The organism is Pseudoxanthomonas sp. GM95, from assembly GCF_900109775.1.
Lineage (GTDB): Bacteria > Pseudomonadota > Gammaproteobacteria > Xanthomonadales > Xanthomonadaceae > Pseudoxanthomonas_A.
In genome coordinates this window covers 1,271,034-1,286,952 of the sequence record NZ_FOAX01000002.1, presented here as the reverse complement: position 1 = coordinate 1,286,952, position 15,919 = coordinate 1,271,034, and the positions used below count along the sequence as shown (strand labels likewise).

Here is a 15,919-nt window from a genome sequence, read left to right as displayed (position 1 = left end):
CTACAGCTCCAGCGAATAACCGATCCCCCGGTGCGTGCGCACTGGATCGGGATCGACGCCGGCCGCGCGCAGCTTGGCGCGCAGGGTCTTGATGTGGGTGTCCACCGTGCGATCAGCGCTGTCGGCATCGCGGTCCCAGCCGCGGTCCATCAACTGGGCGCGGCTCAGGATCGCGCCGGGGCGCTGCAACAGCGCGGCCAGCAGTGCGTATTCGTAGCGGGTCAGGTCCAGCACGAGATTGCGATAACGCACCCGGTGGCCATCGCGGTCCACGCTGAAGTCGCCCTGCGCCGGCGCTTCGACCGGCGCGGCGTTGCTGCGACGCAGGCGCGCGCGCACCCTGGCGACCAGCTCGCGCGGCGAGAACGGTTTGGCGATGTAGTCGTCGGCGCCCAGCTCCAGGCCCAGCACGCGGTCGATCTCGTCGTTGCGCGCGGTCAGGAACAGCACCGGCACATCGCTGAAGCTGCGCAGCTGCCGGCACACGTCGAAACCATTGCCATCGGGCAGGCCCACGTCCAGCACCACCACATCCACGCCGCCCGCACGCACGCGCGGCACCGCCTCGCGGGCCAGCGTCACATGTTCGACCTGCAGGCCTTCGCTGCGCAGCGCGTAGAGCACGGCGTCGGCAATGGCGGCTTCATCTTCGACGACCAGCACGTTGGGCATGGCGCGCAGCATAGCCGTGGCCCGCTGCGACCTCTATCCTCTACCGATGAATTACCGACACGCCTTCCACGCCGGCAACCACGCCGATGTCCTCAAGCACATGGTGCTGGTCAACCTGATGGAGGCGCTGAACCGCAAGGACAGCCCGTACTTCGTGCTGGATACCCACGCGGGCCGCGGCCACTACCTGCTGGCCTCGCCGGAAAGCCGCAAGACCTCCGAGGCCGAGGACGGCGTGCTCAAGCTGTTCGGCCAGGCGCGCCTGCACGAAAGCATCGAGCGCTACCTGCGCGCGGTGCAGTCGCACAATCCGGTCGGCGCGCTGGTGGCCTATCCTGGCTCGCCGCTGCTGGTGGCCCAGCACCTGCGCGAGCAGGACCGCCTGGCCGCCTGCGAGCTGCAGCCCGAGGAAGCCACGGCCCTGCGCGATCTGTTCCACCGCGACGCACGCGTAGCCGTGCACGGCCGCGATGGCTACAGCGCGATCAAGGCGCTGCTGCCGCCGCGGATCGGCGAGACCAAGTTCGGCCGGGGCCTGGTCCTGATCGACCCGCCGTACGAGGCCCAGGACGCCGAATATCCACAGATCATCGCCAGCGTGCGCGAAGGCCTGACCCGCTGGCCCAACGCGACCTGGGCGATCTGGTATCCGATCAAGCAGCGCCGCACCCTGCTGCCGTTCTTCCGCAAGGCGGCCGCGCTGCCGGCCAAATCCATCTGGCTGGCCGAGCTGCAGGTGCGGGCGGACGATTCGCCGCTGCGCCTGGCCGGCAGCGGCATGCTGATGATCAATGCGCCCTGGCAGCTGGAACAGGAGATCGCCCCGGCCCTGCCGATCTTGCAGAAACTGCTGGGCGACACCGGCGCCACCACCCGCCTGGAATGGCTGAAACAGCCGGAATAAACCTGTCCGTGGCGCCTCGCACGATGTAATTTTCTCGTGTAATCCGGATGTCAAATCGGCTTTCACTCCACGCGTGCCAGCATCGAATCCATGAGCGCGCAAAAGCGATTGCCGCCTTGGCACGAGAAATTCCGGCTGCGTGATGGCCGGGAACTGTTGATCCGCCCCATCAGGCAGGAGGATGCGGCGCCAATCCGTGGTGCATTCCCGCTGCTGGAGCCACACGAGATCCGACAGCGTTTTCTCACGACCATGGCTGAACTCCCGGCAGAACAGGCGGCCCGCCTGTGCAGTCCGGATCCCCGTAGCGAATTCGCACTGGTTGCGGCCGAGCCACTCCCTCCAGGCGAGGCTTTGGTCGGCGCGGTGGCGCGGGCCCGGGTGCCTAACGGCGCCCGGCATGCCGAGTGCGCCATCCTGGTCAGCCGCTTCATTGCCGGCCAGGGCGTTGGTCGGCATCTGATGCGTCGCCTGGTGAAGTGGGCGCGCGGGCGCAATCTGCAGCAGCTGCATGGCGATGTGCTGGACGACAACCAGCCGATGCTGCAGCTGGTCAAATCGCTGGGCTTCCGCGTCCTGCCAAGTCATGACACGCCGGGGCTGGCACGGGTGGTGCTTGACCTTGAGACCGCGGGCGACAAGGCCGGCGATCCGGATCCGCAGCCAGCGGCTTGATTCGACCTTGCTCGCGTCGGGCGCATCCGACACGACAGCGGGCTGACGGACCCTTGCACTTCCCGCAGGCATGGTCGACTCAAGGCTATGCCGCTGCGCCATAGCGCGCTGTCACGCGGTTTGCCCGGCCCGGCACGTTAAAATGGGCGACTGATGAGCAAGTCTTCCCCTTCCCTGCCGCTGCCGCGTGCCGGCCAGTCGCGCGCCTGGTGGCGCGCCCCTTCGTCTCCGACCGCTCTGGCCTGGTATCTGATCCAGGCCGCGCGCGCGCACGACGGCCCGCTGCTGGCGATTGCCGCCGACAACCAGGCCGCGCACCAGCTGGAATCGGACCTGCACACCCTGCTGGGGCCCGAGGCCGACCTGCCCGTGCTGCCGTTCCCGGATTGGGAGACGCTGCCCTACGACCGCTTCAGCCCGCATCCGGACATCATTTCCCAGCGCCTGTCGGCCTTGAACCGCCTGCCCACGCTGGGCCGCGGGATCGTGGTGGTTCCGATACAGACATTGATGCAGCGCCTGCCGCCGGTGGCGCGCATGGCCGGCAGCAGCTTCGACTACAAGGTCGGCCAGAAGCTCGACTTCGACGCGGAGAAGCGCCGCTTGGAAGCGGCCAGCTACCGCAACGTGCCGCAGGTGCAGGACCCGGGAGATTTCGCCGTGCGCGGCGGCCTGCTGGACGTGTACCCGATGGGCGCCAAGGCGCCGCTGCGGATCGAGCTGTTCGACGAGAACATCGACACCATCCGCGCGTTCGATCCGGAAACCCAGCGCTCGCTGGACAAGACCGACGCCATCCGCATCCTCCCTGGGCGCGAAGTGCCGCTGGATCCGCGCAGCGTCGAGAAGGCCATGAACACCCTGCGCGAGCGTTTCGACGTGGATACGCGCAAGAGCGCGCTCTACCAGGATCTGAAATCCGGCATCGCCCCGGCCGGGGTTGAGTATTACCTGCCGCTGTTCTACGACCAGACCGCGACGCTGTTCGACTACGTCGGGCCCAAGGCGCTGCCGCTGCTGGCCGAACCGGCGCTGGCCAACGGCGATGCGTTCTGGCTGCAGGCGCAGTCGCGCTACGAGCAGCGTCGCCACGATGTCGAGCATCCGGTGCTGCCGCCGGACGAGCTGTACCTGGCGCCCAATCCGCTGCGCGAAGTGCTCAACACGCTGCCGCGCATCGAGCTGTGTGGTCCGACGCATCCACGCTTCGAAGAGTCCAAGCCGCTTGGCGATGTCGCCCTGCCGCCGCTGCCGCTGGCCCCGCGCGATGCGCCGGCAGGTGAAGCGCTGAAGACCTTCCTGTCCGGCTATCCGGGCGGGGTGATGATCGCTTCCGATTCGGCCGGCCGCCGCGAGGCGCTGATGGAAGTCATGCAGTCCGCCGGCCTGGTGCCGGAGGTCGTGGCCGACTTCAACGCCTTCCTCGGCAAGACCGGCGGCAAGGCCAAACCCTTCGCCATCGCCGTGGCGCCGTTGGAAGACGGCTTCGCGCTGGAAGACCCGCGCATCGCCGTGCTCACCGAGCGCCAGCTGTTCCCCGAGCGGGCCAGCCAGCCGCATCGTCGGCGCCGCAGCGGCAAGGAACCCGAGGCGATCATCCGTGACCTGGGTGAGCTGTCCGAAGGCGCGCCGATCGTCCACGAGGATCACGGCGTTGGCCGTTACCGCGGCCTGGTCACGCTGGAAGCCGGCGGCATGCCGGCCGAGTACGTCGAGATCGAATACGCCAAGGGCGATCGCCTGTACGTGCCGGTCGCGCAGCTGCATCTGATCAGCCGCTATTCCGGCGCCTCGGTGGAAACCGCGCCGCTGCATTCGCTCGGCGGCGAAGCCTGGACCAAGGCCAAGCGCCGCGCCGCCGAGAAGGTGCGCGACGTGGCCGCCGAACTGCTGGAAATCCAGGCCCGCCGCCATGCGCGCGCCGGCCTGGCGCTGGACGTGGACCGGGCGATGTACGAGCCGTTCGCCGCGACCTTCCCGTTCGAGGAAACGCCCGACCAGCTGCACGCCATCGACTCGGTGCTGCGCGACCTGGCCAGCAGCCAGCCGATGGACCGCGTGGTCTGCGGCGACGTGGGTTTCGGCAAGACCGAAGTCGCCGTGCGCGCGGCCTTCGCCGCCGCAAGCGCCGGCAAGCAGGTCGCCGTGCTGGTACCGACCACGCTGCTGGCCGAGCAGCATTACCGCAATTTCCGCGACCGCTTCGCCGACTGGCCGCTGCGCGTGGAAGTGCTGTCGCGCTTCAAGACGCCCAAGGAGATCAAGGCCGAGCTGGCCAAGCTGGCTGACGGCCAGCTGGACGTGATCGTCGGCACCCATCGCCTGCTGCAGCCGGACGTGAAGTTCAAGGATCTGGGCTTGGTCATCGTCGATGAGGAACAACGTTTCGGCGTGCGCCAGAAGGAAGGCCTCAAGGCGCTGCGCGCGAACGTCCACCTGCTGACCCTGACCGCCACGCCGATCCCGCGCACGCTCAACATGGCCATGGCCGGCCTGCGCGACCTGTCGATCATCGCCACCCCGCCAGCCAACCGCATGGCGGTGCAGACCTTCGTCACCGTGTGGGATGAGGCGTTGCTACGCGAGGCGTTCCAACGCGAGTTGGCGCGCGGCGGCCAGGTCTACTTCCTGCACAACGACGTGGAAAGCATCGGCCGCATGCAGCGCGACCTGCAGATCCTCGTGCCGGAAGCGCGCATCGGCGTCGCCCACGGCCAGATGCCCGAGCGCGAGCTGGAACAGGTGATGCTGGGCTTCCAGAAGCAGCGTTTCAACGTGCTGCTGTGCTCGACGATCATCGAATCGGGCATCGACATCCCCAACGCCAACACCATCATCATCAACCGCGCCGACCGCTTCGGCCTGGCCCAGTTGCACCAGTTGCGTGGCCGCGTCGGACGTTCGCACCATCGCTCGTACGCGTACCTGGTCGCACCGGAAACACGCTCGCTGACCGATGACGCGCGCCGTCGCCTGGAGGCGATTTCCTCGATGGACGAACTGGGCGCGGGCTTCATGCTGTCCACCCACGACCTGGAAATCCGCGGCGCCGGCGAGCTGCTGGGCGAAGACCAGAGCGGCCAGATGGCCGAGATCGGCTTCAGCCTGTACACCGAGCTGCTGGATCGCGCGGTGCGCTCGATCCGCAAGGGCCAGCTGCCCGACGTGGACGCCGGTGAATCGCGAGGCGCCGAGATCGGCCTGCACGTACCCGCGCTGATCCCTGAGGATTACCTCCCCGACGTCCACACGCGCCTGACCCTGTACAAGCGCATCTCCAGCGCACCGGACGTGCACGAACTGCGCGAACTGCAGGTCGAGATGATCGACCGCTTCGGCCTGCTGCCCGATCCGGTGAAATACCTGTTCGCCACGGCCGAACTGAAGCTCACGGCCGACGAACTGGGCATCCGCAAGCTGGAGCTGGGCGAGAACGGTGGCCGCATCGTGTTCGACAGCAAGCCCAAGGTGGACCCGATGACCGTCATCCAGATGATCCAGAAGCAACCGCGCATCTACGCGATGGACGGCCCGGACAAGCTCAAGATCAAGCTCCCGCTACTGGAAGTGGCTGACCGGTTCAACGCGGCGAAGGGACTGCTGGCGGCGCTGGCGCCTGCGGCTTGATTCTCCCAACGTCTGCCGCGTTCGACACCACCAAGATTCCTGTTTCTGTCTAGGATGCGAACAACGACGCTAGGAAGACGGTGAGATGGGTGCCAAGACATGGATGCTGGTCCAATCGGAACAAGACGCCCGCTACGCCCTCGCAAAACAGCCTGGACTGGATCGGGCCGCAACGCATCAACTTGCGGCACGCATGTTTCCCGGCGAGATGTTGGAGTTTGTAGGCGAAGGGAGCTTAAGTTTCACCAGCCCGCCAGATGACGAGATCTACCTAGGGTGTTTCCCAGGCGTCTCGATCGTCGCTGCTGCCGAATTCGCGCTCGACTACCCATCGCAACTTCCGATGCGTTTCATTGAACGCATCGGTGCGGGAACCGTGACACTCCACGCGATGCACAGCGTGGTCGATTGGCTGGCCTTTGCGCAGTGGCGCGACAGGCACCTCATTCGTAGTTTGAGCCTGTCTCCGGACAGCGGCGTGCTGGAAAACATCGGTTCTCCGTTCAAGTTCGAAATGCCTTTCTGGGCAGGTGATCACCCCGCGATAGATCCAGCCGAGGCCCAGGCCGGCGAAACCTATCCCTTTGTCTTCCATCCACTTGAACTCGGCGAAGCTGCGCTGGCGGCATTCTTCGGTTATCAATTGGAGGGCGTGTACGGCACAGCGTTAGCACCGTTAGATTCCGAGTCAATTCCTCTATTGATTTTCAAGCGAGTCAAAACGCACAAGAAAGCTTGGTGGAAATTTTGGTGACCGCCGTTCTCAAATCCACCAAGCACTCTGACGAAAGCGGGACCATTCATTTCCTGGGAGAAGAATCATGAAACGTGTCACCGGCATTGGCGGCATCTTCTTCAAATCGCCTGACCCGAAAGCGCTCAGCGCCTGGTATCGCGATCACCTTGGCCTCGACGTCAGCGAATGGGGGGGCGCGGTGTTCCAGTGGGGAGGCGCGGATAGTGCGGCCGGCATGACGATCTGGAGCCCGTTCGCGCACGACACCAGTTACATGGAACCCAGCACCGCCTCGTTCATGATCAACTTCCGGGTCGATGATCTGGATGCGTTGCTCGCCGTCCTGCGCGAAGAAGGTTGCGACGTCGTGGACAAGATCAGCGATTCGGAACAAGGCAAGTTCGGCTGGGTCATCGACCCGGACGGCAACAAGGTCGAGCTGTGGGAACCGCCGGTCGGCGGATAACAAAAAGCTCGGTAAGCATCGCTGGATCAAGCAACCACGAACAGGATTTCGATGCCACAGTTCCTTGTGATTCCCATGGCCGCCCATGTCGCATGGGCGGCGCTGTTGTACGTCGCCCTGACCGTGGCGCGGGCGCCGGCGGTGTGGGGCGTGGGCCGGCGGGCCGATGGCAGCAATCCCCTGGCCGGCGTGGAGCCGCGCATCAGCGCCAATCTCTCCAATCAGTTCGAGTGGCCGCTGTTCTTCCACGTGGCCTGCGTGCTGTTGATGCTGTTTCCCATGGGCACGGGCGCCGCGGCGCAGGCGCTGGCCTGGGCCTTCATCGCCGGACGGGTGCTGCATAGCGGCGTGCAGATCCTGACCCGCAACGTGCGGCTGCGCGGGCTGGTGTTCACCTTCAACTTCCTGGCAGTGCTGGGGTTGTGGGGCCTGCTGGTCGCAGGTTTCGTCACGCGGCAGGCCTGAATCGCCAGCACCTTGATTGCGATGCGATTGCCAGCGGCCACGTCCTGTTCGGGTTTGCGAAACCGTACTCCTGCGGCTGGGCAATAATTCGCCGCGGCGTGTGGCTGGTGCATGGTGTGCCGGCCGCGCAACGCCGCTTTCCAGGGAGGGATGCCACCGATGCAGCACATGGGGGACCAGGCGCTCGATTACGCACCGCCACAGGCGCGGGTGGCCGACGACTGGCGCTGGCGTGCGCCGCGGCCGCATCGCCGCTTCTGGCTGACCTGTCTGGCCAGCGTGCTGCTGATGCCCCCGTTGGCGATGATGATCGGGTTTTCGCCCGACGCGCCGGGCCTATCGGCCGCTTTCCTTGTCGTCTGTTGGGCCCTGCCAACGGCTTGGTACCTGTGGCCCGAAGTCAGTGAAGGCCAACTCGGCAACGGCCGCGTCCTGATGGCCTCGTTCAAGCTCGTGGCTGGCACCTTGTGCCTGGCCATGGCGCTACTCTTCGTCGCGCTGGTGGGCTCGCTGCTGTCTCTGCAGCTGGAGACTTACCTATGAGTACCGCTGTCTTCCGCAACTCACACGGAGTGCGCGCCTGATGGACCTGCCCCAGCGCCAGGCGTGCCCGATCTGCAGTACCGAGGTCATCCCCAGTCCGCGCTATCCGCGCTACCTGTGCCCGGCCTGTGCCGCGCGCGCCGCCGATCGCGATGGACATCGCCTGGTGTTTGCCAATGCATCGTTGTCCGGTGGCTTCATCGCGCGCTATGCGCAGTCCGGCGCGCCCTACGCCAGCCATGACTGCTATGTGGATGGCATTGCCTGCCGTGCCGACGAGGCGCGTTTCGGCGGGATCGTGATCCAGGCAGTGGACGTGACGACGGGACCGCGACACTGATCGGAGAACGCGGCATCGGCTTGCTCGAACACCGTGCGTGACTCAAGCCGCAGCGCTGACCCTGCCAACCCGCTTACTCCGGCAGCAAGGCCTGCAGGCGTGACGCGCGCCCGGTCAAGCTTGCCAGCACTTCGGCACGCGTCTCGGCATCCAACGGGACCAGCGCCTCGAAACGATCGCCGATCCAGGTCGCCACCGGGATGCCGTCGCGGAACACCACGCGGTTGCCCGGCACGCGCGCCACGCGGTCGCCCGGCAGCACGCTGCCCAACAGGTTGGCCGGGTCCGAGGCCGACAGACTGATGAAGCGGCCATCGTGTGCCCGGCGGCGCGTCTCGCGCAGCAGGCCGATCGCCTCGGGCAGCGCGAACTGCTCGCCGGACAGCCCATCGATGAAACGCCCGCCGCGGATCTCGCCACGTGCCTCCAGCCGCTGGTAGACGCGCACCAGTTCGCGCCAGGCCGGCAGCCAGCCGGCTTCGCGTTCCAGCAGGCGCCAGCCCACCACGCCATAGCGCTGCAGCAGCAGGCGGGCGATGTGTTCGACCGATTCGCGGCGGGCTTCAGCTTCCAGCGCGCGTGCATCGGGGGCAGCCGCATCGACGGTCGGACGCGCGCGGACCAGCGCCCAGCGCCCCGCATCCTGAATACCGAACAGGGGCACCCGCCGACGCCGGCGTGACAAGGCAGAAGGCCGCTTGGAGGCCGGCACCAACAGCGCGCGCAGGCCGCCGAAGCTGTCGCAATGCACCCGGCCACGGGCGACCAGTTCGGACAACGCGTCCTCCAGCTCGGTCGACATCAACCGCGTGCCGTCGGCGATCTCGTCGAAAAACGAGGCGCCATGCGTGGCCAGGTAATCGGCCACGCGCTGCGCACGCGATCCCAGCGCAGCCTCGCCCTCGCCTTCCGGCGCCAGCCGTGTCCAGTGGCCCGCGCTGCGCCGTGGCAACAGCAGCAGCGGCGTCGAACGCAGCGAGGTACCACCGCCTTTCCCTACCGTATTCGGCGGCGGTCGCAGGCGCGTCCACAGCGTGCGCCCGGCGACGCAGAGTTCGTCCAGCCACGCCGGTGCATAGTCGTGCACGCGGGCCGACAGCAGCTCGCTTTCCCAGACCGCAGCCTGGGCTTCGTAGCCTTCCAGCTGGGCCAGCACGCCGGCCAGCGCTTCAGGCCCAGCCACGCGCGTATCGGCATCGACGTGCTGCCACTGGAACAGGAACCGCGCGTAGTCGCGCACCGGCACCGGTTCGATCTCGCGCCGCAGCCGCCCCAGCGTGTAGCGATGGATGCGCGCCAGCAGGTGCCGCTCGCACCATTCCTCGTGTTGTGCGCCCGGACTCAGGCGCCCGGCGATCACGAAGCCATCGCGCTGCAGGGCCAGCAGCGCCACCTCCACGTCGCGCTGCGGCAGGTGCAGGTCGGCGGCGAGCACCGCCGCCGGCACAGGGCCGAAGCCGGACAGCCGCGCGCGCAGCAGTTCGCGCAGCGCGGTTTCCGGCTGCCAATCCTCCACGGCATGGCCACGCGGCACGCGGATCGGTGGCGTGGGATGCGCCTGCGGATACAGCGGGCCGAACTGGGCCAGGCGCTCCGCGCCGATCCACAGTCCGGGCGCGCCTGCGCCGTCGCACAACCGGGCGGCGCGGCCGTCCTTGGCCAATGCCGCCAGCCACGCGTCCCAGCCCACGTTCGCGGCGACCTCGTCCGGCGTCAGCAGGCCCAGACCGGTCAACGCCTCGTGCATCTCGTCGGCATCGCGCACCTGCGGCCAGGCTTCCACGCGCACGGCGGCAATGGCTTCCGGATCCAGGCGCCCCAAGTCGTCGACCGTGTCCGGATCGGTGTAACGCCGCGCCCGCACCGCCTGGGTGCGACGCTCCTCCAGCGGCGCATCGTCGAGGAAGGCGTATGGCTTGGCCTGCAGCACCTCGGCCGCCAGCGGCGATGGCGCCGCCAGGTCGCGGGCGAGCAGTTGCACCTGCCCCGCTTCCATCCGCGCCAGCAGCGCCAGCCAGCCTTGCGCGTCCATGGCCTCGTGCAGGCAATCCTCCAGCGTCTGCGCGACAAGCGGGTGATCGGGCACTTCGCGCTCGCCCACCAGGTTTTCGGCGCAGGCCACCTGGTCCGGGAACACCGTGGCCAGCAGGTCTTCGGACTTCATGCGCTGCAGCTGTGGGGCGACCTTGCGCCCGCCGGTGAAGCGCGGCAGCGCCATGGCATTGGTGGCGTTCCATCGCCAGCGCGCGCCGAACAGCGGCGCATCCAGCAAGGCCTGCACCAGCACGTGCAAGGCACTGCCAGACTTGAGGTAATGCCAGACTTCTTCCAGCGGAAAGCTGTGACTGGTGGAAAGCGAGAGGATGATCGCGTCTTCGGTCGCGGCGGCCTGCAGCTCGAAATTGAAGGTGCGGCAGAAGCGCTTGCGCAACGCCAGGCCCCAGGCGCGATTGAGCCGGCTGCCGTACGGACTGTGGATCACCAGTTGAGTGCCGCCGGAACCGTCGAAGAACCGCTCCATCACCAGTTGTTGCTGGGTCGGCAAGGTGCCCAGCGCCAGCGAGGCAGCGCACAGGTAATCGGCGATCTGGCGGGCCGCTTCGGCCTCCAGCGCCAACGCATCGCGCAGCATGGCCAGCACGGCGTCATGGCCGCCGCGAGCCATCGCCTCGCTCACCTGCGTGCGCAGGCGCGAGACGGCATGCGAGAGCTCATCGGTACGCCCGGGCGCTTCGCCGATCCAGAACGGGATGTTCGGCGCCGCGCCGCGCGCGTCCTCCACCCGCAGCCGGCCTGGTTCGACGCGCAGGATGCGGTAGCTGGTGTTGCCCAGCTGGAACACGTCACCGGCGAGGCTCTCGATGGCGAAGTCTTCGTTGACCGTCCCGATCGTGTCCGACTGCGGCTCCAGCAGCACGCTGTAATCGCCGGTCTCGGGGATCGTGCCGCCGCTGGTCAGCGCGGTCATGCGCGCGCCGCGGCGCTGGCGAAGGCGGCCGTTGACCGCGTCGTGGTGTACGTAGCCGGCGCGCTGCCCGTTGCGGGTGGCAAAGCCTTCGGACAGCATCCGGACCACCGCGTCGAAGTCCTGTCGCGACAACCGTGCATACGGCCACGCGCGCCGCACCAATGCGAACAGGGCGTCCTCGTCCCAATCCTGCGCGGCGATCTCGGCGATCAGCTGTTGCGCCAGCACATCGCGCGGCGCTTCGGGGATGCGCAGCGCATCCAGCTCGCCACGCTTGATTGCATCGAGCAACGCCGCGCACTCGACCAGCTCGTCGCGCGATTGCGGGAACAGCCGCGCCTTCGGCGTGCCGCCCACCGCATGGCCCGAACGGCCGGCGCGCTGCAGGAAGGTGGCGATCGAGCGCGGCGAGCCGATCTGGCAGACCAAGTCGACATCGCCGATATCCAGGCCCAGCTCCAGCGAGGCGGTGGCGACCAGCACCTGAAGCTGGCCGGCCTTGAGGCGCTGCTCGGCCAGCAGCCGCGCGTCGCGCGCCAGGCTACCGTGATGCGCGGCCACGACCTCCTTGCCGAGCAGTTCGCCCAGATGGCGGGTGACGCGCTCGGCCATGCGCCGGGTGTTGACGAACACTAGCGTGGTGCGATGGGCACGCACCAGCGTGGCGATGCGTTCGAATACCTGCTGCAGCTGGTCGCCCGACATCACCGCCGACAGCGGCGTGGGCGGCAGCTCCAGTGCCAGATCGCGCTGGCGGGTGTAGCCGATATCGACGATGGCGCAGTCGGGGATGCCATCGGTCACCTGCGCCGCGCCGACCAGGAAGCAGGCGACGTCCTGGATCGGCTTCTGCGTGGCCGACAGTCCAACCCGGGTGAGCGGTGCGGCGCACAGGTGCTGCAACCGCTCCAGCGACAGCGCCAGATGGCTGCCCCGCTTGCCCGCGGCGACGGCGTGGATCTCATCCACGATCACGGTCTGCACGTGGCGCAACGATGCCCTGCCCGACTCGCTGCCCAGCAGCACGTACAGCGATTCGGGCGTGGTCACCAGCACATGCGGCGGCAACCGGCGCGCCGCGGCACGCTCACGCTGCGGCGTATCGCCGGTACGTACCGCGGTGCGGATCGCCACGTCCGGCAACTGCAGCTGCGCCAACTGCGCGCGAATGCCCGCCAGCGGCGCCTCCAGGTTCAGATGAATGTCGTTGGATAACGCCTTGAGCGGCGACACGTAGACCACGCGCGTCTGGTCGGGCAGCACGCCGCCTGCTTCCACGCCTTCGCGCACCAGCGCGTCCAGCGCAGCGAGGAAGGCGGTCAGGGTCTTGCCCGATCCCGTCGGTGCCGCGACCAGGGTGTGGCGTCCGGCCTGGATCGATGGCCAAGCCTGTACCTGCGCCTGCGTTGGCGCGGCGAAGGTCGCGTCGAACCAGCGCTGCACGGCAGGATGGAAGTGCTCGATCGCGGACATGACCAGGCGCACGAAAGTCAGGGAGTGGATCCAACATGGGGGCGCCGATCACGTCGGTCAATGTGCGTTGCGGTACTGCTGTGACCGCTCGCCTGACACGAATTGGGATGCAGGCCACATCTGTACACGCTGCCTGAAGGTTTTGCCAACAACCGGTTGCCACATGTTTTACGTCTTGGTCGATAGCGTCGTGGTTGCCCGCGTAGGCATCCCCCGACTGCGCGACACAAGAGGACGAACACCGATGATGGCTCTCAAGCATGGATACGAGGAAGACACGCTAGAAGCACCGCGCTGGTCCCAAACCGGCAACGACCACACCGAAGCACCCGAGCTGCAACCTGCCGTCTTCGAGCAGGAAGATCCCCGCGCCATCGCACGCGCCCTGAAGCAATCCGCTGAATCCAGCATGCGCCGCAAGGCGCCGCCGTTCCGCTCGGCCATGTCCATGCTGGTCTTCTACATCAACCGCGCAGGCAAGACCTTGCCGCAACGTCGCGTGGACATCCTGGAACAGGCCAAGGACGAACTCCGCGACCTGTACGGCAAGCCGCGCAAGGCGGCTTGAGCGTCATTCGCCCTCCTGGCCGTATGCCATGCATGCGGCGCAGGCTTGGGGTGTCGTCCTACTTGAGGAACAGTCCGGCGTAGTCCGGCGCCACGTAGGCCTGCAGCACCTGCGCCGGCACATCCACGGTCTGGGTGCCGTCGGCGTACGAACCGACCTGGTAGGGCGGGAACACGAAGCGGATCGCCGCGATATGGCCGTCCGCATTCATCACCGGCTGGAACTGGCTGAAGTTGGCCGCGTCCGGGCCGGTGCCTTCATCGATCATCTTGTTAGCCGACTGCAACAGCTGCGCGCGGTCTTCCGGCGTCATGCCGTCGCCATCGGCGCGCAGCGAAGCGCTGGTGTGCAGTTGCTCGCGCACATAGCTGCTCACGGCCTGCAGGCCTTCAGGCGTTGGCAGCATGGTCTGCGTGGTCAGCAGGGCTTCGTGCTTCGGCAGCCAGGTGAAGCGCGCGACCAGCGGTTCGCCATGGGCGCCGCCGGTGTACCGGCCGCCATCGGCGGAGACCGAGACGACTTCGGGCGTATCAGCCACCATCTCGAAGGCCAGCGACAGCTCGTACGGTGCCGGTGGCTTCTCGCTCCCCAGCCCGTTGACGGCCTGCATCAGCTCGGCGCGCGCGGCGTTGGCGTAATCGCCGACGGCCTTGGCCAGGCCCGGGTACTGATTGATCTTGTCCGGATAGCTGATCCCCACGACGTAACGCGGATCGGATTCGGCGACGTCGTGCAGGGTCGTATCCGTTGCAGGCGTCGCAGCAGGTACTTCGGCTGGCGTGGACGCAGGCGGCGGCGTGCTGCCCGTGGGCGTGGCAGGCGGCTGGTTGCAGGCGGCCAGCAGGCTGGTCAGCAGCAGCGACACGACGATGGTCTTTCCGGTTCCCACGTTCGACATCCTTACCAAGACGGGTACCGCGGAAGTGTACCCATCTGTCAGTGGCCCGATGCTGCGACCAGCGTGGCGTATTCGGGATGGCGCTGCAGAAAGGCAGCCGCATAGGAGCACGCCGGCACCACTTTCAAACCCTGCGCGCGTGCATGGGCCAGGGCGGCTTCGGTCAGCTCGGCCGCCAGCCCCTGGTTGCGCAGCGCCTCGGGCACCACGGTGTGCACCAGATGCATCCGGCCCTCGACCATGCGGTAGTCCAGGATCGCCGACTGACCTTGGACCTCCAGCCGGAATCGGCTGGCCTGTGGCTCGTGCTGGACACGCGATGGCATACGCCTGGACCTGTCTGGAAGGGAGAAACATGCCGGCCGGGCCAGGACTGACGCAGCCTTCGCCAAGGATGGCCCAATTGCGTCACTTTCCGGCAAAAAGCCCGCCACTGCGGGCTTTCCGGGGCAGCCAAACCCCGACTGAACGCTTGGCACGCTTCCTGCATTGACCACCCCGAGATCATCTGGACAGGGGAAGTGCAATGAGCCACATCGAAGACGCGTTTCAAAGCAGTGGTGGACCGAGCGACTTCACGCTGCTCGAGGGGTTGTACCAGCTTGCCGTGACCGGCCATACGCAGGATTGGGAATTCGAGCGCCTCAACAATGCGGTGTATGAGCGCCTGATTTCGTCCTACGAGAACGAAGACGTCACCTTTGCCCAGCACAACAGCGCGCTTGCCGGTTCCTGATTTGGCAAGCCGCCCAGAACACCAGCTTCAATATTGAAACAACGGGTGACGGGGGTCGCCCGTTTTTTTTGGCCGGTGCGCTGGGAGGGAAACCGCGGCCTCAGCCGCGGTTGTCACGCTTGCCCTGGTTGCGGCGATCCTGCACCGAGGCACTGCCCTGCACCGCCTTGACCCGGCTTTCGGCCAGATGCAGCTCGTTGGCCTTAGCCGCGGCCTCCAGCGGAACGAAGCCGCCGTCGGAGGTGTGGCCCACAGTGTCGTCCAGCAGCTGCCACGGCTGCGGCTGGCGATCGTGTTCCTGCTTGGCCGCCAGCAGTTCCTGGGTCTTGGCCAGCGCCTGCTCCGGCGTCACCTTCTTCTTGCGCGGCGCCCTAGGCGGCTTGCGCGTATCCAGCACCCGCGTCTTGGAGACAGGCGTGCGCTTGGTGATGACGGCGGCCTTCTTCGCTGGCGCCTTCTTGGCGACCACCTTCTTGAGCGCAGGGGTCTTGGCGGCCTTCTTGGCAACGGCCTTCTTGCCCGCTTTCTTCGCGACCTTCTTGGCGACGGATTTCTTCGCGACCTTGGCCGGCGACTTTTTCGCGAGCGTTTTCTTGGCGACCTTGCGCGCGACCTGTTTGGTCGCTTTCTTGGTCGCTTTTTCCGCCGCCTTCTTGACCGTGGACTTCTTCACGGCCTTGCGCGCGGCGGTCTTGACAGCTGACTTTTTCACAGCCTTCTTGACGACTTTCTTTGCGGCCTTCTTGGCGACCTTTTTGACGACCGCCTTCTTGGCGGCGGTCTTCTTGGTGGCTTTCTTCGCGGCCTTCTTGGTCGCGGCCTTGCGGGTGCGTGTTGCCATCGTGCAG

Annotated in this window: 15 protein-coding genes; 10 read left to right on the top strand and 5 right to left on the bottom strand. The window is 66.9% G+C overall.

Translation table 11 applies throughout. The features are described 5' to 3' along the window. Nucleotides 1–684: a two-component system response regulator CreB gene (gene creB, locus BMZ17_RS13685; RefSeq protein WP_093139095.1), complete on the bottom strand. Its 684-nt coding sequence runs from the start codon at nt 682–684 to the stop codon at nt 1–3. Between the two features lie 34 nt (nt 685–718). Here creB and rlmJ point away from each other — a divergent pair, with 34 nt between their 5' ends. The 8 genes from rlmJ (at nt 719) to BMZ17_RS13645 (ending at nt 8,428) form a co-directional block, all read left to right on the top strand. Next, entirely contained in the window at nt 719–1,576 is an 858-nt protein-coding gene (gene rlmJ, locus BMZ17_RS13680; protein ID WP_093139094.1) for a 23S rRNA (adenine(2030)-N(6))-methyltransferase RlmJ, read from the top strand. Between the two features lie 90 nt (nt 1,577–1,666). Continuing rightward, a complete protein-coding gene (locus tag BMZ17_RS13675; RefSeq protein WP_093139093.1) occupies nt 1,667–2,251 on the top strand; it encodes a GNAT family N-acetyltransferase in 585 nt (194 codons plus the stop codon). A 150-nt stretch (nt 2,252–2,401) separates the two neighbouring features. Then, nucleotides 2,402–5,878, top strand: a complete 3,477-nt coding sequence (gene mfd, locus BMZ17_RS13670; protein WP_093139092.1) for a transcription-repair coupling factor — start codon at nt 2,402–2,404, stop codon at nt 5,876–5,878. 85 nt (nt 5,879–5,963) lie between these two features. Beyond that, nucleotides 5,964–6,632, top strand: a complete 669-nt coding sequence (locus BMZ17_RS13665; protein ID WP_093139091.1) for a DUF6928 family protein — start codon at nt 5,964–5,966, stop codon at nt 6,630–6,632. Between the two features lie 67 nt (nt 6,633–6,699). Continuing rightward, nucleotides 6,700–7,080 (top strand): VOC family protein, encoded by a 381-nt coding sequence (locus BMZ17_RS13660; protein ID WP_093139090.1) that lies wholly within the window; start codon nt 6,700–6,702, stop codon nt 7,078–7,080. 51 nt (nt 7,081–7,131) lie between these two features. Then, entirely contained in the window at nt 7,132–7,545 is a 414-nt protein-coding gene (locus BMZ17_RS13655) for an MAPEG family protein (protein WP_093139089.1), read from the top strand. A 159-nt stretch (nt 7,546–7,704) separates the two neighbouring features. Further along, nucleotides 7,705–8,088: a hypothetical protein gene (locus BMZ17_RS13650; protein WP_093139088.1), complete on the top strand. Its 384-nt coding sequence runs from the start codon at nt 7,705–7,707 to the stop codon at nt 8,086–8,088. A gap of 40 nt (nt 8,089–8,128) precedes the next feature. Next, nucleotides 8,129–8,428 carry a hypothetical protein gene (locus BMZ17_RS13645; RefSeq protein ID WP_093139087.1) on the top strand — a complete coding sequence of 100 codons (300 nt, stop codon included), beginning with the start codon at nt 8,129–8,131 and terminating at the stop codon, nt 8,426–8,428. Between the two features lie 73 nt (nt 8,429–8,501). Here BMZ17_RS13645 and BMZ17_RS13640 read toward each other — a convergent pair whose 3' ends face one another. Then, nucleotides 8,502–12,869 carry a DEAD/DEAH box helicase gene (locus tag BMZ17_RS13640; protein ID WP_093139812.1) on the bottom strand — a complete coding sequence of 1,456 codons (4,368 nt, stop codon included), beginning with the start codon at nt 12,867–12,869 and terminating at the stop codon, nt 8,502–8,504. Between the two features lie 175 nt (nt 12,870–13,044). Here BMZ17_RS13640 and BMZ17_RS13635 point away from each other — a divergent pair, with 175 nt between their 5' ends. Next, nucleotides 13,045–13,437, top strand: coding sequence for a DUF3175 domain-containing protein (locus BMZ17_RS13635; protein ID WP_254775299.1), 393 nt, complete (start codon nt 13,045–13,047; stop codon nt 13,435–13,437). 58 nt (nt 13,438–13,495) lie between these two features. Here the strand turns inward: BMZ17_RS13635 and BMZ17_RS13630 are convergent, their stop codons facing one another. After that, entirely contained in the window at nt 13,496–14,335 is an 840-nt protein-coding gene (locus BMZ17_RS13630; RefSeq protein WP_093139085.1) for a DUF3298 and DUF4163 domain-containing protein, read from the bottom strand. 38 nt (nt 14,336–14,373) lie between these two features. Continuing rightward, nucleotides 14,374–14,661, bottom strand: a complete 288-nt coding sequence (locus tag BMZ17_RS13625; protein ID WP_093139084.1) for a GNAT family N-acetyltransferase — start codon at nt 14,659–14,661, stop codon at nt 14,374–14,376. A gap of 200 nt (nt 14,662–14,861) precedes the next feature. Here BMZ17_RS13625 and BMZ17_RS13620 point away from each other — a divergent pair, with 200 nt between their 5' ends. Then, nucleotides 14,862–15,071 carry a hypothetical protein gene (locus BMZ17_RS13620; protein WP_093139083.1) on the top strand — a complete coding sequence of 70 codons (210 nt, stop codon included), beginning with the start codon at nt 14,862–14,864 and terminating at the stop codon, nt 15,069–15,071. Nucleotides 15,072–15,171: 100 nt separating this feature from the next. On the opposite strand, the gene BMZ17_RS21170 is transcribed toward BMZ17_RS13620, so the two are convergent. Beyond that, nucleotides 15,172–15,912: a hypothetical protein gene (locus BMZ17_RS21170; protein ID WP_175485587.1), complete on the bottom strand. Its 741-nt coding sequence runs from the start codon at nt 15,910–15,912 to the stop codon at nt 15,172–15,174. Between the last annotated feature and the right edge of the window lie 7 nt (nt 15,913–15,919).